General features: G+C 37.0%; 19 protein-coding genes. 5 read left to right on the forward strand and 14 right to left on the reverse strand.

Annotated features, from left to right (window positions below; translation table 11 throughout):
* Nucleotides 1-222: 222 nt before the first annotated feature.
* On the reverse strand, nt 223-993 hold the full coding sequence (locus tag FFJ24_RS24560; protein WP_108197491.1) for a patatin-like phospholipase family protein: 771 nt from the start codon (nt 991-993) through the stop codon (nt 223-225).
* Between the two features lie 117 nt (nt 994-1110).
* On the reverse strand, nt 1111-2145 hold the full coding sequence (gldB, locus tag FFJ24_RS24565; RefSeq protein WP_138819731.1) for a gliding motility lipoprotein GldB: 1035 nt from the start codon (nt 2143-2145) through the stop codon (nt 1111-1113).
* 30 nt (nt 2146-2175) lie between these two features.
* On the opposite strand from gldB, the gene FFJ24_RS24570 reads away from it, so the two are divergent.
* The gene (locus FFJ24_RS24570; RefSeq protein ID WP_138819732.1) at nt 2176-2850 is read left to right on the forward strand and encodes a porin family protein; all 675 of its coding nucleotides are present in this window, start codon (nt 2176-2178) and stop codon (nt 2848-2850) included.
* 49 nt (nt 2851-2899) lie between these two features.
* Nucleotides 2900-4540: an NAD+ synthase gene (locus tag FFJ24_RS24575; RefSeq protein WP_138819733.1), complete on the forward strand. Its 1641-nt coding sequence runs from the start codon at nt 2900-2902 to the stop codon at nt 4538-4540.
* Between the two features lie 209 nt (nt 4541-4749).
* Here FFJ24_RS24575 and FFJ24_RS24580 read toward each other — a convergent pair whose 3' ends face one another.
* The 6 genes from FFJ24_RS24580 to rsmI all read right to left on the reverse strand — a co-directional run bounded on the left by FFJ24_RS24580 (nt 4750) and on the right by rsmI (nt 9394).
* The gene (locus tag FFJ24_RS24580) at nt 4750-5166 is read right to left on the reverse strand and encodes an OsmC family protein (protein ID WP_138819734.1); all 417 of its coding nucleotides are present in this window, start codon (nt 5164-5166) and stop codon (nt 4750-4752) included.
* Nucleotides 5167-5255: 89 nt separating this feature from the next.
* On the reverse strand, nt 5256-5774 hold the full coding sequence (gene lspA, locus FFJ24_RS24585; RefSeq protein WP_246862691.1) for a signal peptidase II: 519 nt from the start codon (nt 5772-5774) through the stop codon (nt 5256-5258).
* Nucleotides 5775-5779: 5 nt separating this feature from the next.
* Complete coding sequence (locus FFJ24_RS24590; RefSeq protein WP_138819736.1) at nt 5780-6241, reverse strand: DinB family protein; 462 nt, start codon at nt 6239-6241, stop codon at nt 5780-5782.
* Entirely contained in the window at nt 6234-7862 is a 1629-nt protein-coding gene (gene lnt, locus FFJ24_RS24595; RefSeq protein ID WP_138819737.1) for an apolipoprotein N-acyltransferase, read from the reverse strand. Before lnt ends, FFJ24_RS24590 begins: the two co-directional genes overlap by 8 nt.
* A gap of 126 nt (nt 7863-7988) precedes the next feature.
* Complete coding sequence (locus FFJ24_RS24600; protein WP_138819738.1) at nt 7989-8642, reverse strand: PH domain-containing protein; 654 nt, start codon at nt 8640-8642, stop codon at nt 7989-7991.
* 38 nt (nt 8643-8680) lie between these two features.
* Nucleotides 8681-9394: a 16S rRNA (cytidine(1402)-2'-O)-methyltransferase gene (gene rsmI, locus FFJ24_RS24605; protein WP_138819739.1), complete on the reverse strand. Its 714-nt coding sequence runs from the start codon at nt 9392-9394 to the stop codon at nt 8681-8683.
* 98 nt (nt 9395-9492) lie between these two features.
* Between rsmI and serS the strand changes: the two genes are divergently transcribed.
* Complete coding sequence (gene serS, locus FFJ24_RS24610) at nt 9493-10764, forward strand: serine--tRNA ligase (protein ID WP_138819740.1); 1272 nt, start codon at nt 9493-9495, stop codon at nt 10762-10764.
* Between the two features lie 176 nt (nt 10765-10940).
* On the opposite strand, the gene FFJ24_RS24615 is transcribed toward serS, so the two are convergent.
* The 6 genes from FFJ24_RS24615 to FFJ24_RS24640 all read right to left on the reverse strand — a co-directional run bounded on the left by FFJ24_RS24615 (nt 10941) and on the right by FFJ24_RS24640 (nt 16892).
* Nucleotides 10941-11255, reverse strand: a complete 315-nt coding sequence (locus FFJ24_RS24615) for a hypothetical protein (protein WP_138819741.1) — start codon at nt 11253-11255, stop codon at nt 10941-10943.
* Nucleotides 11256-11353: 98 nt separating this feature from the next.
* Nucleotides 11354-12040 (reverse strand): SIMPL domain-containing protein, encoded by a 687-nt coding sequence (locus FFJ24_RS24620; RefSeq protein ID WP_138819742.1) that lies wholly within the window; start codon nt 12038-12040, stop codon nt 11354-11356.
* Nucleotides 12041-12554: 514 nt separating this feature from the next.
* The gene (locus FFJ24_RS24625) at nt 12555-13007 is read right to left on the reverse strand and encodes a cold-shock protein (RefSeq protein WP_029277369.1); all 453 of its coding nucleotides are present in this window, start codon (nt 13005-13007) and stop codon (nt 12555-12557) included.
* A 524-nt stretch (nt 13008-13531) separates the two neighbouring features.
* The gene (locus FFJ24_RS24630) at nt 13532-14068 is read right to left on the reverse strand and encodes a GNAT family N-acetyltransferase (RefSeq protein ID WP_138819743.1); all 537 of its coding nucleotides are present in this window, start codon (nt 14066-14068) and stop codon (nt 13532-13534) included.
* A 153-nt stretch (nt 14069-14221) separates the two neighbouring features.
* Nucleotides 14222-15415, reverse strand: coding sequence for an enoyl-ACP reductase FabV (gene fabV, locus FFJ24_RS24635; RefSeq protein ID WP_138819744.1), 1194 nt, complete (start codon nt 15413-15415; stop codon nt 14222-14224).
* 151 nt (nt 15416-15566) lie between these two features.
* A complete protein-coding gene (locus tag FFJ24_RS24640) occupies nt 15567-16892 on the reverse strand; it encodes a hypothetical protein (protein WP_138819745.1) in 1326 nt (441 codons plus the stop codon).
* Nucleotides 16893-17027: 135 nt separating this feature from the next.
* Between FFJ24_RS24640 and FFJ24_RS24645 the strand changes: the two genes are divergently transcribed.
* Together FFJ24_RS24645 and FFJ24_RS24650 are read left to right on the forward strand one after the other, a co-directional pair.
* Nucleotides 17028-17738: a DUF2490 domain-containing protein gene (locus FFJ24_RS24645; protein WP_138819746.1), complete on the forward strand. Its 711-nt coding sequence runs from the start codon at nt 17028-17030 to the stop codon at nt 17736-17738.
* Between the two features lie 85 nt (nt 17739-17823).
* Nucleotides 17824-18714, forward strand: a complete 891-nt coding sequence (locus FFJ24_RS24650; RefSeq protein ID WP_246862692.1) for a hypothetical protein — start codon at nt 17824-17826, stop codon at nt 18712-18714.
* Nucleotides 18715-18893 lie beyond the last annotated feature (179 nt).

Genomic DNA, 18893 nt, shown 5'->3' on the forward strand with positions numbered 1-18893 from the left:
GAATAATTTGGTTGAAAAACATAGGTAGACATTTAGGTTTAGCTTACCTCACATTTGTGAAGTATAATCCTAAAGTAAAATATTATTGTGTTACCACCAAAAGAAATGTAATATTTTTATTTCATAATTGTATTTTTTATATGATATTTAAAAGTATAAAAAATAAATAATAATGTAGTTTTAATATTACATTTTTACCAAATTTGGTTTTTTGATTACCTGTTACTTTGTAATTAATTCAGAGATTGTTGGACTATTTTTAATGGTAATTAAGGCTTCCTCGTGTGCAAGCCAGTAAATATCCTCTGCACGTTTCATGTCGAATGTACTAATGGCGCCTAAACCTTTTGGTTCGATTAACACATTACAGAATTTAGCCTTTCTTTCCATATCATGATTGATAGACATGATGCCCGCACGGCCCATTAAATTGGTGATACCTGTAATTTTATCAACTGGTTTAAGGTGGTTACAGGACGAGCCTATAATGAAATCGCACTCATCCATTAAAGGTTCGACCGGGAAATTATTTAAAATGCCGCCATCCACATACATCTGACCATCAATCATAATGGGTTTAAAAATGCCAGGTATACAACTGGAGGCATGAATGGCTCTGATTAGCGGCCCTTTTGTAAAATAAACCAACCGGCCTTCGCTAAAATTTACAGCAGCAATGGTTAGTGGTATTTTTAGCTTTTCAATTGAATCTTCCGGAAAATATTCCTTTAAAATTAAAGCGGTATTTTCGATATTAATTAAGCCTAGTGAACCTACTGCCGGGCGTACAAAGCGCCATAGCTTCGTTTTGAGGAAAATATTTAATCCCTCTTCGGGATCTATACCAGCAGCAAAAAAGGCTCCGGCTATCGCTCCTGCACTTGTTCCGCTAATGTGACTAAAGGTAATGCCCAAATTGCTAAAGGCTTTTAAAACGCCTAGATGAGCTATTCCCCTAATTCCTCCACCCGATAATACAATGCCAACTTTCATAGATTTAATTTAGGATGATTACTTAAAAGTTCAACTGATCAATTTTATTGCTTAATTGTTGTATTGTTAAATTGTTTTGGCCCTTAAAACTGATGACTAAAAACTGCAAACTGATAACTATCGCTGTTGTTTAGGTTTATACTTCGATTGATTTAAAATTTTCTGCGCATCGTTATCTGCCATTAATTGTTGCAAAGTAACATCAGGATGAATTTTCATATATTTCTTAACAATTTGCCAGCCCATCCATACACCCAATTTTGGTGCCGAATCTCTATTTTCGCCTAAACCTGGCGTAAATGGCCCTTCTGATAAAAATACCTGAATTTTTTGATAGTCGGTTTCATACAGGTAATTGTTCTCTAAAAAATATGCCCAAATATCTCCTTCAAAATTTTGTGCCCAGTCTAATTGCTGTTGCGTATATCCGATTTTGGTAGAATCGCCTAAATTTTCAGGCAAAACCTGGTCAAGAAAATATAAAATCTTTCCCTGGAAAATCATTTTAGATAACAGTGTTCTATTATCATCAGGCTCAGCAAAAAGTTCTTCGTGGGCATACGTTTCGGCTACACGGGGCACAATATATTCAGGTGCAAACCTTCGGGAAAGATATAAGGGTACACTTTGCACAATGGCCCTGTAAAATTTGCTGTCTTTACCCAGAAACATATCTAAACCAATGCCCAGATAATTATCACCTACGGGCATTTGGTAAGCAAAACCCGAAGCAAAAGAAATAAATTTTGGAATCTTCGCTTTCGGGTAATAATATTTAATGTATTTAAAAGTTTCGTTTAATCCCTCTTCCTGAACTTTTAAGTTTGGGAAAACGCTATCAACTTCTTTGCTTAAATCGGTATAGGCCTGATCGTGGTATAAATTGGTCAGCGATTCGGTGTTGGAATATTTACTGTCTAAAATCCGATGGATAAAATCATCATAAAACACACCATACTTTGAAGTTAGTTGTTTGTTTACATCAATCGCATTTTTGTTTTTTCCGTTAAACAGCTCTTTATCAAATCTTTCAATTTTAATGTTTACCTGTATATTACTTACATCGGGCCTGTTGCTATGTCTGCAGGAAATAAATGTGATGGCAAAAAGAAAAATTAGATAAATTTGCCAGTGTTTTACGTTATACATCATGTATCACAAATATATATAAACACCTATAGCATGAAAAGAATATCGACCATTTTAATTTTGTCTGTTTTAAGTTTTGGCGCATGGGCGCAAAACTCTCCTTTAACCAGTTACGGCTTTAGGCTAGGTTTAACTGCTACCCCGACTTTTGGCTGGATTAAACCGGAGCAGGGAAAAACAGAAGGAATAGCTTTGGGCTTTTCTTATGGATTAATTGGTGATTTTAATTTTGCTCCAAATTATAGTTTTTCAACTGCACTAACCATCACCTCTGTTAACGGTAAAAGTACAGAAGCCAATGTTTTACCTTATTATGCAGCCAATAGCAGTACAGCACCAAAAGCTTACGATTTAAAATATAAACTACAATACATAGACCTGCCATTAACCATTAAATTAAAAACCGTAAAGACTGATGGGAAACGTTGGTATGGCCAGTTTGGGTTGTCTAATTCAATCAACATTAGTGCAAAACAAGATGCGGTTACAGGTGGATCGGTTGTTGGCGATAATTTAAATGTGTCTGATAACATCAAACTTTATCGTGCCGGATTAATTATTGGTGGAGGTGGCGAATTTGATATTTCGGGCAATACCAGCATCGTTGCCGGTTTAACTTTTAATAACGGTTTCACTAATATTGTAACAGATAAAGCCAGAAATGTTAAAAATCATTACCTGGCGCTTAACTTCGGCGTATTCTTTTAATCGTGTACATTGTCTTGATACTCACTTCTCATCACTTGATACTACAACCATGAAAATAGCACTAGCACAACTTAATTACCATATCGGAAACTTTGAGGCCAACACTAAAAAAATAACCGAAAATATTCAATTGGCTAAAGATAAAGGAGCTGATCTGATTGTGTTTGCGGAATTAGCTATTTGTGGATATCCCCCAAGAGATTTTTTGGAGTTTGATGAGTTTATCGCACTGTGCGAAAGTGCTGCTCAGGAGATAGCCGGGCATTGTACAGATATTGCTTGTATTGTCGGTTTGCCGATAAAAAATGAAATATTACAGGGGAAAGACCTGTATAACGCAGCCTATTTTATCGAAGCAGGAAAAGTTAAGGCAGTTGTTAAAAAAGCACTATTACCAACGTACGATGTATTTGATGAATATCGCTATTTCGAACCTGCCACGCAATTTAACTGTATCGATTTTAAGGGTAAAAAAATTGCCTTAACCATTTGCGAAGACCTGTGGAATATCAACGATAATCCATTATATGTATCAAATCCAATGGATGAGTTGATTAAGGAGCAGCCAGATGTAATGATTAATATTGCAGCATCTCCTTTTTCTTATACCCATGATGATGAACGTATTAAAGTATTGTCTGATAATGCAAAAAAGTATAACCTGCCAGTATTTTATGTCAACCAGATTGGTGCACAGACTGAGATTATTTTTGATGGCGGTTCTTTGGTTTTCGATGCTGATGGAGCCGTGAAAGCAGAGATGAAGTATTTTGAAGAAGATCTCCAGGTTTTTGATTTAGAAGAGGTTGAAAGCGTGCGCAATAAATACCCTAAATCGGAAAGATTGACAGATATTGAGCAGATTCACGATGCATTGATTTTAGGCATTAAAGATTATTTTAGGAAATCTGGTTTTAGTAAAGCAGTTTTGGGCTTATCGGGCGGAATTGATTCTGCTGTGGTTTGTGCCCTGGCCTGTAGTGCGTTAGGGCCGGAGAATGTAATGGCTGTTTTAATGCCTTCTAAATTTTCTTCCGACCATTCCGTTCAGGATGCTTTAGATTTGGTTAACAATATTGGTTGCATGCACGAAATTGTGCCAATTAAAGAAGTTGCAGAAGCATTTGATCATATACTGGCACCAGCTTTTAAAGGCTTGCCTTTTAATCTTACCGAAGAAAATATCCAGGCCCGTATCCGTGGCATCATTAACATGGCGATGAGCAATAAATTTGGTTATATTTTATTGAATACCTCTAATAAAAGCGAATGCGCAGTAGGTTATGGTACCTTGTATGGAGATATGTGTGGTGCGATTGGCGTCATTGGGGATGTATATAAAATGCAGGTTTTTGAACTGGCCAAGTACATCAATAAGGAGAGGGAAATTATACCGGTTAATACTATTGTTAAACCACCTTCAGCAGAATTGAGGCCTGATCAAAAAGATTCTGATTCGTTGCCTGAATATGAAATCTTAGATAAAATATTATACCAGCACATCGAAAAGAAACAGGGTTCAAAAGCCATTATTGCGCAGGGTTTTGATGAAGCATTGGTGTTGCGCATTTTAAAGATGGTAAATGTTGCTGAGTTTAAACGTTACCAAACACCACCTATTTTAAGGGTGTCGCCTAAAGCCTTCGGTATGGGAAGAAGAATGCCGATAGTTGGAAAATATATGGCTTAGGTTGCTTGGTTGATCAATTGCTGAGGTTGTTAAATTGCCAATTGAGAACTGTTAACTGGTTAACGGCTAATTTTTTAAACTGTGAATTTGTAGACGGGTCGTCATCTCGACTGAAGCGCAGCGGAATGGAGAGATCTATCTATACAGATTTCCAGATTGCATTGCACTCCGCTCGAAATGACGATATATTACCGGTCCGCCATTACGTTTTAAGCTAAAGTTGCATCAACTGTAATGGTTGTATTCAATAATTTAGAGATCGGGCAGTTTTTCTCCGCATCGGCTACCAGCTCATTAAATTTTTCTTGTGTTAAATCAGGTACAGAAGCCGTTAAAGTTAAATGCGATTCAACGATTTCTCCTTTTGATGGATCAAGGTTAATTTCACATTTAGTTTCCAGTTTATCTGCTGTAAATCCTGCTTCAGTTAAGTTTGCAGATAGTTTCATGGTAAAACAGCCTGCGTGTGCTGCAGCAATTAATTCCTCCGGATTTGTACCAACACCCTCTGCAAAGCGAGAATTAAAAGAATATTGAGTATTATTTAAAGTAGTGCTTTGTGTAGTGATGTTACCATTACCTTCTTTAATAGAACCTTGCCATACGGCTGTTGCATTTCTTTTCATGATTGGATTTTATTTTAAAATTGTTTAACACCTAAAGATAAAAATATGTTTGTTTAAAGGTGATAATTCTTTGTTAAGAAATAATGTGATTATTCAAGTTTTTCTATTGGTTCTTCTTTAACCATCTTGCTTCTTAACGATTGAAAAAGTAATATGCCAACACCTATCATAATCGAAATATCAGCAAAATTAAAAACACCTGTTTGGAAGAGGTAAAAATCTATGTGCATAAAATCGGTAACTGATCCATGTACAATCCGGTCATATAGATTGCCAATGCCGCCACCAATCAGAAAACACAAAGCAATTTGCATAGTCATTTGTAAATTACGTTTGGCAAAAAGAAAATATAACCCGTAGCCCAAAAATAATAACGGTAAACCTGTTAAAATAATCAGTCTGAAAATATAGGGCATATTATCGCCAAGACTTAAAAACGCACCACTGTTTTCTACTTTCATCAAGGTAAAATGGTCTTTTATAATGCTGATATGCTCATACTCACTAATTTCGTTACGGACAATTTTTTTTGAAATCTGATCACAGCCAAAATTTAAAGTTAATAACAAGAGCAGTATCGACCAGCGGAAGTTTTCTATTTTTTGCATAATTTTTATCTGATAATGTCGGCATCAACAGGTACGTAACCTAAATGCCTGCTTAACGACATGATTTGCCCTTTGTGATGAAACTCGTGGGTAACAACATGGGTAAACAATTGCAATGGGTTTACCTTTAAAATCTCTTCATTTCTGTGCAACTCCATTTCCTGCAGCTCATTTCCTTTAAATTTTTCGATAAATAAGCCAATATATTCATTTGCCTGGCTAAAATAAGTCTGGCAGTCTTGTAAGGTCTGGTAATTTTCGAAAGGTAAAAACTCCTGTTCATTGCCTAAGGCTCTTTCGCCAATCCACGCGCAATAGGTTTGACAGATATGAACCAACAAATTTCTGATAGAGCCTCTGCCGAACGAACTGTTGTTGGTTAAGAAATCCTGTTCTGAAATGCCCCTGATATAATCTAACAGGGTATTTCTGGATGATAAAATGAAATCATATTGTTCTTTAAGCATGGCTTGGTTTTCTGATCCATTTTCTAAAAGGAATGATCAAAGCTAAAAGAATGGCTGCAAGACTGAAGAATTTTGCAATAATATCTCCACTTTTTACATAAAAGGTAATCTCGTCGTTCAGGTTGATGTTTGCTTTTAGCGCAGTTCTGGTCCACCATTTGGTGCTTTGCGTTACATCGCCACGTTGATTGATGAAGCATGAAATTCCGGTATTGGCCGAGCGGGCTACATCGCGATGGGTTTCAATAGCTCTTAATTTGGCATACATTTCATGCTGGTCTTTTCCTGAGGTATTTCCCCACCACCCATCATTTGTAATAATAGCAATAAATTGTGCACCTTCTTTAACCTGCTCACCGATCCAGTCGCCCCATAAACTTTCGTAACAAACCACGGGAGCAACTCCGATACCGCTTTGGGCATAAAGCACACTTGGCTTATTTTGCCAGCCCCATCCGCCAACAGTTCCCCCTAATTGAGCAAAAACACCGTTTAAAAATGAAAATACTTTTGGAAAAGGCATTTTTTCTACCCCGGGAACCAATTTGGATTTATGGTAGAATTGGACGTTTGCAGAATTTTCTACCTGCATCGCTGTATTAAAATTGTCGAAATAAAGGCCTTTCTGGTTATCAAATTTAGCTGTTATTGTTTTTTTATCCTGATAAATTTTAATGCTTTCTATACCAGTGATCAATGTTCCATTTTTATACTTTGATAAAAAGCTTTGCAGGTTAATGAAATCATTATTGCTTCTGATTCTATCTTCATCTGCGTAATTTGGAATGGCAGTTTCCGGCCAGATAAAATACTCTGTATTGGGCTGCCCGATCGAGTCTGATAAGTGTGTCAATATCCTGATTTGTTCGGCTGGTGGAATATTTTCTAGTTTCTGGTAGGGATCGATATTCGGTTGAACCACCACTACATTACTTGGGGTGCCTTTTTGTTCTGCTGTAAAGTATTTGGTTAGTGAAACGCTGATGGGTATCATCACCACCAAAGCCCAGATTCCTGCAGTTCTAAATCTTAAATAACCAGTCTGGGATTTGAATTTTTTGTAAGCTTCAAAAGCGAGAATATTGCTTGCTAAAATCCACAGCGAACCTCCGTAAATGCCAGTATAATCGTACCATTGTGCTAGCTGGTGCATTCCTGCTAAACCATTCCCTAATGTCATCCAGGGGAAGGCTAAATCCCAGGTTTGCTGCAGATATTCTAAAGCAATATAAAATGCGATTAATCCAAGATAAGCGATCTTTTTATTTACATATTTGCCCAACCTGTAGTATAACCAAAAAGCAAAGGTCATTAACAGTGCGCCCAATCCATAAGGGATTAGGGAGACAGGTAACGCCACTGCCGGACCATTATAAGCGCTTATGGCATTATATACCCAATAAATTGATGCCGTATTCCAGGCTAAAAAAGTTAAACCTGCAGTCAGGAAAATTTTTTTTCCTTGTTTTTTTTCTGCATTACCTGAAATGGAATCGAGCGCAATGAGCAAAGGTACCAAACCGATTAACAGCAAAGGTGTAGTAAAAGGCATTGGCGGCCAGGATAGCCAAAGCAAAAATGCACTAAAGAGGGCGAGGAGGTAAGTTTGTTTAGATTTCATATAGAATTACTTGTCATTCTGACGCAGGAAGAATTCCTAAGCGACAAAGAACTGACCTTTTTTTGTTAATGTAAGTACAGTGCAACTGTATTAAGGATGCTTCGTGCCTCAGCATGACAGTATTAATTACAAACTATCTAAAATATTGGCTTTTTTAGCTTCATATTCTTCCTGGGTAATCAGGTGTTTATCGTACAAGGTTTTAAGCTTGCGTAATTTTAAAGTGGTTTCATCTTCCGGCTCTTCTACCACTTCAGCAATTTGGATAATAGGTTCTATAGGTTCCGGAGTTGGTTCGTAAGCAGGAATTTCGGCTAAAGGCTGTGCATTTAAATTAATGGGAGAGGCCGTTGCACGGTTTTCTTCCAGTTTTTGCTGGCGCAGCATTTCCTTGTACTCTTCTAATTGTTGGTTTGCAGCCTGATGTAATTTACGTGCCTGAACTTTCGGAATAAATTCAGTTACGATATTTTCGCCATGTTGTGGCACACAGATAAATTTAGAACCAAAAAATTCTTCTTTAAACGAAACCTCTTTAATGCTTTTCCACGAAATATCCTTGAAATTCATCGTTAAGCCCAAATTACCAGGTTCGCAATAAAAAATGCGTTTGTTGGAAATCGCGATGCTGTCTGGTAACAAGTTTACTGCAGGTTTTTTCTGTACCGCTAAATATAAAAGTTCTTCGCCTGTGGTTAAAAGGTCATTTAATTTTCCAATAACTTTTTCAACCGCTTTTGGGTCTTGTTCGTCACTCAGAAATCTATCTATGCTAATCATAATAATTTTAAATTGTTGTGTTTGTTACGTTTTTAATGCTACTCTTCAGCATCTTCATATTTGTTTTTGCTTTTAACATTGGGTTTCCCCGCTATGCAAATTACAAATTCTCCTTTTAAAGTATTGTTTTCAAAATGTGATTTTATTTCTGCCAAAGTACCTCTTACAGTTTCTTCGAACATTTTGGTCAGTTCTCTGCTTACCGATGCCTGCCTGTCGGCGCCCAAATACTGCGCAAATTCCTCTAAAGTTTTTAATAAACGGTGCGGACTTTCGTAAAGTATAATGGTGCGGTCTTCTTCGGCCAGTTTTTTAAACTTTGTTTGTCTGCCTTTTTTTACCGGTAAAAAACCTTCGAAACAAAATGCATCTGCAGGTAAGCCCGAATTAACCAAAGCAGGTACAAAAGCCGTTGCGCCAGGTAAACACTCTACAGCAATATCATTTTTAATGGCCTCGCGTACCAGGAAAAAACCCGGATCGGAAATGGCTGGTGTTCCGGCGTCAGATATCAGAGCAATTTTTTGTCCTTCATTTAAAAACCTGATAATTTCTGAAGTGGCTTTATGTTCATTATGCTGGTGGTGTGAGAAAATTCTTTTATCGATGCCAAAATGTTTCAGCATTGGGGCACTGGTACGGGTATCTTCAGCGAGAATCAGATCGCATTCTTTTAATATACGGATTGCCCTAAAGGTCATATCCTCCAAATTGCCTATGGGCGTTGGTACGAGAAATAGTTTGCCATCCATATTTCGGTTTGCAGTTTACAGTTAACGGTTTACAGTTTTTTCCAAACTCCTTACCCCAAACTCCAAACTCTTGCTATCTTTGCTTAAAAAATTAAATAATGCTGCAAGTTAACTATATCCGCGAAAATAGAGAGAAAGTTTTAGAACGTTTAAGTATCCGTAATTTTAAACAACCAGAACTGGTAGACGAAATCATTAAAATTGATGAGGACCGCCGTTCTACACAAACTTCCCTGGATAATATTTCTGCTGAAGCTAATGCAGCTGCCAAACAAATTGGCGATTTAATGCGTACTGGTAAAAAGGCGGAGGCGGAAGCGATTAAAGCACAAACTGCTTCTCACAAAGAAAATATCAAGAATCTCAGCGATAAATTGAATGAGTTGGAAGTTGCTCAACACAATTTAATCGTTCAGTTGCCAAACCTACCGTACCATTTGGTAAAACAAGGTTCTACAGCAGAAGACAACGAGATTGTTTTAACTCATGGTGAGCCTGCACAACTTCCAGCTAAGGCTTTGCCACATTGGGAATTGGCGGCAAAATACGATATCATAGATTTCGAGTTGGGCGTAAAAATTACTGGTGCCGGTTTCCCGGTTTATAAAGGAAAAGGAGCAAGATTACAACGTGCACTGATCAATTTCTTTTTAGATCATGCCACTGCAGCGGGTTATAAAGAAATGCAGGTACCTCATTTGGTTAATGCGGCTTCAGGTTTTGGTACCGGACAGTTACCTGATAAAGAAGGACAGATGTATCATTCAACTGTTGATGATTTATATTTAATCCCAACAGCTGAAGTTCCGGTAACGAATTTATACCGTGATGTAATTGTTAAAGAAGAAGATCTCCCAATTAAAAATACGGCTTATACACCTTGTTTCAGGAGAGAAGCAGGTTCTTACGGTGCTCATGTACGTGGTTTAAACCGTTTACACCAGTTTGATAAGGTTGAGGTGGTTCAAATCACCCATCCGGATAAATCGTACGAAACGCTGGAAGATATGAGCCTGTATGTTCAATCTCTTTTACAGGAGCTGGGTCTGCATTACCGCGTACTGCGTTTATGTGGTGGCGATATGGGCTTTACATCTGCCATGACTTACGATATGGAAGTTTGGAGTGCTGCACAAGAGCGTTGGTTAGAAGTTTCTTCTGTATCAAACTTCGAAACTTACCAGAGTAACCGTTTGAAACTACGTTTTAAAGGAAAAGAAGGCAAGGCACAACCGGCGCACTCTTTAAACGGAAGTGCATTGGCTTTACCGCGTATTGTGGCTTCGATTTTGGAAAACTACCAAACGGAAAACGGCATTAAAGTTCCGGAAGCTTTAGTGAAGTATACAGGATTTGATATGATTGATTAGCCTCACCCTGTTAAAGAAACTGCTGCTTTTCTGCCTTTTCGTCCCTCTCCTGCAGAAGAGGGAAAGCACAGACACTACATGTTCTCCAACCCATTGAAAAGGGTGAGGGCATAAAAAAAGCTTTGCACTGCTGCAAAGCTTTTTGTTTTTATAGATAGATGAGTTTTTTGTAATGATTATAAAATCAGGATCAATAATAAAATGATGATGATAATCGCGCCAACTGAAAGGTAAACACCTCCAGAAACTGCACGGGCCTGACCTTTTAACTCTCTTAACTCGCTGCGTAAAGCTTTACGTTCAGCTCTTGTTAAGTTCGATTTGTCCATGTCTCTGATTTCTTCAACACGGGTTTTAATTTTTTCCAGTTTCACTGCCTGTTCTGCAGTTAACTCTGTTGGATTTTTCGCAGGTTTATCAGCTGCCTGAGCTGAATTAAAACTAATGCCTAAAGCAAAAAACAAGGCTAACGTGTAGATGAATTTTTTCATAATATCTAATTTTTTAGTGTTCGACCTCTACTTAACAAAAAACCTACCAAAATGTTCTGATAGGTTTTTAAAAGCATTAATTTAAGCGTTAAAAAATTTTATTTGATCTCAAAAATGGCATTTACCGTAAAATTCAGCTTAATCTTTTTGAAATCAATCTCTGGAGCGCCAGCCGAATCAGACATTTCAGCTTTCATCGCAAAATTTCTGTAAACCGGTTGTATAACATTGTCTCCACTATCCTGTATTTCAATTACAGCCCCTAATTTATCACCTAAAGCCTCAACCATATAAGCTGCTTTTTCTTTTGCCGCCAATAAAGCTTTAATTTTAAGATCTTTTTTCAAGCTCTCAATTTTAGAATAATCGTAGCTTTCAATATTGGTATTGGCAATTCCTTTGGCATCAATAGCTTCTAATATGGCATTGAACTTGTTCAGATCGCTCACTTTTAAACGATATTGTTTGCTGGCCAAGAAATCGGGATTTTTCTTTTTCTCTGTTTCATAGTTCCAGCTGCTTAAATTGCTAATGGTTAAATTTTCTTTTGCTATACCTGCTTTTTGAACGGCAGCAAACAGTTGTTTTTCCAGTTCAGTAATGTCTACTTTTTTCTTTCCGTTTAAATACTCTTTAAGTGAAATGCCGATGTAGATAATATCGGGGGTGACTTCTGTTTCTGCAGTTCCGCTTACATTAATTTTTCTACGTAAATCTACTTGTTGGGCCATCGCTGTTGATAAACCTAAAAATGCAACCAGTGCAAGTGCTATTAACTTTTTCATAATTTGTAGTGTTTTTAATTGTTATGAAACTTGCATAAGCTTTTTTTATTTAGCTTTTGTTTGCTTGTGCAGGTTTCATAATTTGTATTTCCTTTGTGTGTACTGTAATGATGTAAACGCTGTGCAAATTCCACACCGGGATTATATCTTTTTTATTTTTATAAACGATAGCTGCTTCGTAAAAGCTACAATTTCTTTACATAATAATCCTATGTCATTTACATACAGTAAGATAAATTAAGCATTAGTATCCCGAAGAAAAATAGAATAAGATAATATTTGTTACCCATCTAAATTGTTCGGGCTACTGCACAAGGTAGAAATGTATCTGGATTATTTATTTTCTAAAAAGGATGTTCAGAAAATAAGTAAGATGAATAAAATTATGCGCAAGGTTTTATGCTTAAATAGACGGAATTATATAGGATTATAAAACCTAGCGCAGCAGAGTTTTCTGCAGAATTTTAATCATGTTTTGCAATATGGAACTGCAAAAAGAATTGGATTTAGGTCATTAAACCTTTGATACTTTAACAGCAGTTGGTCCTTTTTGGCCCATTTCTACTTCAAACGTAACTTTATCACCTTCTTTAATCTGGGTGATTAAACCGTTTGCGTGAACGAAAATACTGTCTTGTGTTTCAGTGTTTTTAATAAAACCGTAACCTTTACTGTCGTTGAAGAAAGTAACTGTTCCTTTTTTAACAGGATTTTCATCAATGATGTCCTCTTGTCTTGAAATACCAATCTGAATATCTTCTGTATTAATTACTTTCTTTTTCTTCGGATCTGGTGGAGTAGAAGAGATGTTTCCGTTTTCATCAACGTAAGCCATCATATCTTCAAGTGCTAAACCTTTTTTGGCATTAGCCTGACGCTCTTCTTTTTTCTCTTGTTTGTCTTTTTGTTTTTTTAATCGTTTTTTTTCGTTCTCTTTTTTACTGTATGTTGCCTGAGATTTAGCCATATTTTATTTAATTGTTTGTTTTGAAGGGTGAGTGGAATGGAGAATTATACAAAGATAACAATACTTAAGGATAAACACGATTTTATTCGGTTATGCTCTTGTCATTATGGTAATAACGGATAATATAAGGCAAGATGTTTGCCAGAAAAAAGCGGATAGATCGATATTTTTTAGATTTCTCGACTGCGTTGCACTTCGCTCGAAATGACGGCACCTCAGGACGGTTTACCTCCGTGGCAATTGTTTCTCTATTATTTTACCACAGATGAAAAGGACTAACACAGATAAGTGAATAACATCTGTGTTAATCTGTATAAGTCTGTTGCCAAACTTTAAATGAATTAATTTTCGAGTGTGATATTATAGATACTTAGGGTGTAAATCCTTCGACTCCGCTCAGGATAACATAACGAATGGGAGGCAACTCATAAGGTTGACCATGATATAATTAACCACTGATAAAAAGATGAACACAGATAAGAAATTAATATCTGCGTTTATCTGTGCAATCTGTGGCTAAAATTTTAATGTATTGTTTCCCAGTTAACCTTATCAATTTGGTAAACGAAATTCCATTTTACCGGTTCACCATAGTAAGCGACCTCGATTTCGGAAATCTTAATTGCTCCGAGCTTTTCTGATGCTTTTTGCGAACGGAAATTCATTGCTCCGATGTGCAATATTACTTTATCTACAAATTGAAATGCATAATCAAGCATTAATGTTTTTAAAGCCTTGTTATGTCCTTTGCCCCAAAACTCGCGTGCAATAAAGGTATAGCCAATCGCAACTGAACTGTCTTCCTCATCGAGCTCATAATACCTGGAGCTGCCTGCAATTTTATTGGTTTCTTTTTCATATACAATAAAAGCGCCTTTCGATTCCATTGCGCCCTTAAAGAAATTTTCGAAAACGTCTCTCTTATAACGGTCTCTGTTGGGGTGCTGTTCCCAGATTAACGGATCGGAAGCTACAGCAAAAAGCGCTTCAAAATCAGACTCTTTTAACGGAACTACTTTAATTAAATCGTTTTCTAGTGTGGGCTGTAAATCGAAATTCATATCGTTTGGATATAAAAAAGGCTGGCTATAGGGCCAGCCGTTTGTAAGTATGTTTTAAAATTCGTCATTTCCACGCACGTGGAAATCTTGAAGCTTCTTGCATTAAGATTCCCAATCAAGTTGGGAATGACGCATCTCTTATGAATTAGTTATTTAATTTACTAAACCTTCAATTTCTACTACTTCCTGGGCATCTTTTTGATAGTCTACTTTATCAATTTCGAAACCGAATAAGCTTAAGAAATCAGATCTGTAACCTGGCAAATCACCTATCGCTGGTAAAGTTTCTGTAGTGGCTTCTTTCCAGAGTTCGGCAACTTTAGCCTGGATATCTTCACGCATTTCCCAATCGTCAATCCTGATTCTTCCTTTTTCATCAGTTGGAACCGGACTACCAGTATATAAGCGATCTGCATATAAACGTTGGATCTGCTCAATAGTACCTTCATGAACACCTTCCGCTTTCATTACTTTGTACAACAATGAAATATATAAAGGAATTACCGGAATAGCCGAGCTGGCCTGGGTAACCAATGCTTTATTCACCGATACATAAGCTTTGCCACCAATATCTTTTAATTTATCGCTGATTGTGAAAGCGGTTGCTTCTAAATCATCTTTAGCTCTTCCAATGGTGCCTTTGCGGTAAACCGGTTCGGTTAAAGCTGGGCCGATATAAGAATACGCTACCGTGGTTGCACCTTCCACCAGTAAATTTTCAGCCTTAAGGGCATCAATCCACATCGACCAGTCTTCGCCGCCCATTACGGCAACGGTATTGGCAATATCTTCTTCGGTCGCTGGTTCGATGGAGATTTCAGAAACGTTACCGGTATGGAAATCAACAGTTTTGTTAGTATAAGTACCGCCGATAGGTTTTAAAGTAGAACGGTGCAATACTTCTGTCTCAGGATGTTTCCTTACCGGAGAAGCCAGGCTATAGATCACTAAATCAACCTGACCAAGATCAGCTTTGATCAGTTCGATGGTTTTTTCTTTGATTTCTTTTGAGAAGGCATCGCCGTTGATGCTTTTTGCATATAAACCAGCGGCATGGGCTTCTTTTTCAAAAGCTGCACTATTGTACCAGCCTGGTGAAGCCGTTTTGCCTTCAGAAGGTGCTTTTTCGAAAAATACGCCAATGGTAGAAGCGCCAGATCCATAAGCGGCAGCAATACGTGAAGCTAAACCGAAACCGGTTGAAGCGCCAATTACCAATACTTTTTTAGGACCATCAATAGCTCCTTTTGATTTTACATATTCAATTTGATTCTTTACGTTTTGTGCGCAACCATCAGGGTGTGCGGTTAAACAGATAAAGCCCCTCATTCTAGGTTCGATAATCATCTTATTCTTTTGATTTTACGTTTTGTAATGTTTAAAAATTACGACTTTTTTTAAGAATTTCTGATTCTTAAAATGGTCAAATCTTTAACGAAGATAAATTTTTAATTGTTTATGACTAAATGAATTTTAAATAATAAGCTTTTACAATTGTTTAATTCGTTTTAGATCTAAATTCTATATTTAGCATATTATCTCTTTTCATATCGGTGTCCAGGTAAACTATCCGTGTTTTATCGCCATAGTAAATACAAAGCACTGCTGTATTTGGTGGGACACTACCTAAATTATCTGCCCGAAACAGTAAAGTATTTTTGCCTGGTTGCAAGGTTAGATAAAACCGTTTGGATGTTTTTTTAACTGCAATTTTTTGATGAACCCATTCGTCATTAAGTTTTAAAGATACACTATCTCCATCTTCTACCTGGCCGTCCCAAATTTCAAGTTCTATTTGCTTGTTTTCAACTTGCATATTTGCAATAACATCGGTGCTTCTGTCTATGGGTTTTTCCGTAGCAATTTTTTTCTTTTGCATATCTACAGGTTTACTGCTTAAGCGTTGATTATCTGCTAACAGGGGTTTTGAATATTCGCTGTAAAATTTAGCCACCAGAAAAGTTGCAAACGCGTTTGAGCGGTTTGAAAAATCAAAACTATACATGTTTTCGCTAGTTTTAACAATTAAATTCCCAGTATTTGGTGGCTTGCGACCATAATTATCTGCAAAAAGTGCAAGCGTATTCATTCCTGTATCTAAATGAAGTTCATAGCTAAATTTTTTCTCATCAATGGCATGTTTGTTTAAAATTATCCTGCCATTTTGAATCAGTGTTATGGTGTCTGCATCTATAAGCTCTTCATCCTGTATGGCCAGGGTAACAATGCTATCTTTTGTGGTGATTGGATCGTAAATTCCATAATAAATATTATTCTTTCCGGTGGGAGCCACTATCCTTGGAATATGAGGATCTGTCCAGGGCACTGAATTTGTTTTTGTTAAGGTAATCTTTTCTCGATATAAAAGATCCCTCATATTTACTTTTGAGCTTTCGTAAATTTCATCGCCTTCATCTAAACCCCGCATAAAAAGTCCAAAATTATCGATCCACATCCGCTCCAAACTTAATTGTGCTTGTCCGGTTTTGGATTTGCCAAGCGTAAGTACGCCATTTAGGTATGGCATCCACTGTTTAATTTTGAAAGGAGTTTCAATAATCGGGTACTTATTTCGACCAATGCCCAGCTGGGTACTATTTTTTTGAACAAGCAAGAGCTCATAACTAAATATAAAATCACCATTTGTAATTTTTAAGTTGGCCGGATAAAGCATCTTTTCAGTTGCTTTGCCAATCTTCATTTGCATATTAATTGGTAAAGCCCTAGGATAAGGACGATACTTAAAATCCCAGGTACCCGTAAAGTTCTGAGCTTTTGCTCCGGTCGAAATCACGAGTAACAAAATTCCTAAAAGAAAACGCATAAGATTTTCAATTGAATTAAACTTTAAAGATAAGCGTGTAGCCTCTTTCTTGAGGATTAATTTAAAGTTAAATTATTTGCTTTGTTCATTTTCTATTAATTTAGCGCCACACAGATAAAACCGGTTTATCTTTTTATGAAAAAAATATTATTATCTGCCGCGATGCTTCTCATCATGGCATCAGGAAAGTTACATGCGCAAACCCAATACCAGAATTCGGGTTGGTTTATGTTTTTAAACAATACTAAATTTAATGATAAGTGGGGATTACAGTTCGATCTTCAGATCCGTTCTGCCGATGATTGGGGTTATGTGCGCAATACTTTGGTAAGGCCTGCGCTGCAATATTTTATTAATGATAAAAGCAATGTTGCGTTGGGCTATTTGTGGCAAACCACACAGCCAAGGTTAATCGGTTCGAATAATAATTCTTTAAATGAGCACCGCATTTTTGAACAGTATATCTACAACCATAAAATTAGCTCGGTATTTGCCAGTCACAGGTTTAGGTTGGAACAGCGTTTTATCGAAAGGTTAAATAACGATAACCTTTTTTCGCAGAGGTTCCGTTATTTCTTCAGGTTCATCCAACCGCTACAAAAAACGCAGCCTGCTTTTACCAATGGCGCTTTTGTGGCTTTGCAGAATGAGATTTTTTTTAATCTTCAGAACAAAAGTGAACTTAATAATAGTCTGTTTGATCAGAACAGGGCCTATCTTGCTTTGGGATACCGTTTTTCGAAAAAGTTTGATATTGAAGCTGGTTATATGAACCAGGCTTCTCATGGACTAAGCAATAATACGATTAACAATATTATCCAGTTGGCCATTTACACGAGGTTTTAATGTTTTAAAGTCATTTTTTGTCCAACAACTCTGGCGAAATGTTAAACCTGTTGTAAATGATTGGTCTTTTTGCTCAATTTGCCGCGTGAAAAAAATTACCATTCTATTTTTAGCACTCTTGTTTGGCAAGCGGATGCAGGCACAAGAGGTTCAAAGCTCAACCACAGATCATACGCCAACTTCGAAAAGCTTGTTTAATCCGGAGCATAAAAGAAATTTTTCGCGTAAAGGCAATTTCTTTTTCCACTGGGGATATAATAGTTCCTGGTATGGTAAAAGCGATATCAGGTTTCAGGGACCGAACTACGATTTTACAATGAAAGATGTAGTTGCACATGATCGTCAATCAAAATTAAGCTGGGACTATTTAAACCCGGGATTAATCACTGTACCACAGTATAATATCCGTGTAGGGTATTTTATTAAAGATAATTATAGTATTTCCATTGGCTGGGACCACATGAAATATGTAATGGATATTCCACAAACTGTTGCCATTACCGGACATATCGGAGCTAATATTACGCCTGAAAATGTGGCTACTGGTGCACTGGCAGGCGATTATAATGGGCAGCTTGTAAATGTTAAAGAAAGCATGCTTACTTATGAGCATACTGATGGTTTTAACTATGCTAATATCGAGGTCGAACGTTATGATGATATCTGGGTAGCACCAGGTGGAAATACTTCATTAACTTTAGAAACGGGTTTAGGCGGTGGAATTATGGTGCCACGTTCTGATGTACGTTTGTTTGGCCTGGGCAGAAACAACCACTGGAATATTTCTGGCTATGGCGTTTCGGCTAAAATCGGTCTTAAGTTTTATGTCTGGAAAAATGTTTACCTGCAGAATACCACCAAATTTGGGGCAACCAATTTAACCAACGTACACACCACGGGCTGGGATGAATACGATAAGGCAAGCCAAAAAATTAACTACATCGAAAATATGTGGTTAATCGGTGTTCAGTTTTAAAAGATGTTGAAGGAGGCTAAGCCTCCTTTTTTGTTTTTATGTGTGGCCAGTGGAAGTTGTGCATTACAGTTTTTCCGCACATTAAAAAGATAAACGCAGATTGTTGTTTTTTGACTTGTTGGTTAAAAATTGCCACGGAAATACAGAAAGCACGGAGAATATTATATGATCTAATTTAT

It is taken from the genome of Pedobacter sp. KBS0701 (genome assembly GCF_005938645.2).
In the GTDB taxonomy this organism is placed as follows: Bacteria; Bacteroidota; Bacteroidia; order Sphingobacteriales; family Sphingobacteriaceae; genus Pedobacter.

What these genes read in the sequence shown, in the direction of transcription:
- FFJ24_RS24560 (WP_108197491.1), bottom strand. Translation starts at nt 993, where the DNA reads ATGAAAGTTGGCATTGTATTATCGGGTGGAGGAATTAGGGGAATAGCT.
- gldB (WP_138819731.1), bottom strand. Translation starts at nt 2,145, where the DNA reads ATGATGTATAACGTAAAACACTGGCAAATTTATCTAATTTTTCTTTTT.
- FFJ24_RS24570 (WP_138819732.1), top strand. Translation starts at nt 2,176, where the DNA reads ATGAAAAGAATATCGACCATTTTAATTTTGTCTGTTTTAAGTTTTGGC.
- FFJ24_RS24580 (WP_138819734.1), bottom strand. Translation starts at nt 5,166, where the DNA reads ATGAAAAGAAATGCAACAGCCGTATGGCAAGGTTCTATTAAAGAAGGT.
- FFJ24_RS24615 (WP_138819741.1), bottom strand. Translation starts at nt 11,255, where the DNA reads ATGAAAAAATTCATCTACACGTTAGCCTTGTTTTTTGCTTTAGGCATT.
- serS (WP_138819740.1), top strand. Translation starts at nt 9,493, where the DNA reads ATGCTGCAAGTTAACTATATCCGCGAAAATAGAGAGAAAGTTTTAGAA.
- rsmI (WP_138819739.1), bottom strand. Translation starts at nt 9,394, where the DNA reads ATGGATGGCAAACTATTTCTCGTACCAACGCCCATAGGCAATTTGGAG.
- fabV (WP_138819744.1), bottom strand. Translation starts at nt 15,415, where the DNA reads ATGATTATCGAACCTAGAATGAGGGGCTTTATCTGTTTAACCGCACAC.
- FFJ24_RS24645 (WP_138819746.1), top strand. Translation starts at nt 17,028, where the DNA reads ATGAAAAAAATATTATTATCTGCCGCGATGCTTCTCATCATGGCATCA.
- FFJ24_RS24590 (WP_138819736.1), bottom strand. Translation starts at nt 6,241, where the DNA reads ATGCTTAAAGAACAATATGATTTCATTTTATCATCCAGAAATACCCTG.
- FFJ24_RS24620 (WP_138819742.1), bottom strand. Translation starts at nt 12,040, where the DNA reads ATGAAAAAGTTAATAGCACTTGCACTGGTTGCATTTTTAGGTTTATCA.
- FFJ24_RS24600 (WP_138819738.1), bottom strand. Translation starts at nt 8,642, where the DNA reads ATGATTAGCATAGATAGATTTCTGAGTGACGAACAAGACCCAAAAGCG.
- FFJ24_RS24625 (WP_029277369.1), bottom strand. Translation starts at nt 13,007, where the DNA reads ATGGCTAAATCTCAGGCAACATACAGTAAAAAAGAGAACGAAAAAAAA.
- FFJ24_RS24575 (WP_138819733.1), top strand. Translation starts at nt 2,900, where the DNA reads ATGAAAATAGCACTAGCACAACTTAATTACCATATCGGAAACTTTGAG.
- FFJ24_RS24640 (WP_138819745.1), bottom strand. Translation starts at nt 16,892, where the DNA reads ATGCGTTTTCTTTTAGGAATTTTGTTACTCGTGATTTCGACCGGAGCA.
- FFJ24_RS24630 (WP_138819743.1), bottom strand. Translation starts at nt 14,068, where the DNA reads ATGAATTTCGATTTACAGCCCACACTAGAAAACGATTTAATTAAAGTA.
- lnt (WP_138819737.1), bottom strand. Translation starts at nt 7,862, where the DNA reads ATGAAATCTAAACAAACTTACCTCCTCGCCCTCTTTAGTGCATTTTTG.
- lspA (WP_246862691.1), bottom strand. Translation starts at nt 5,774, where the DNA reads ATGCAAAAAATAGAAAACTTCCGCTGGTCGATACTGCTCTTGTTATTA.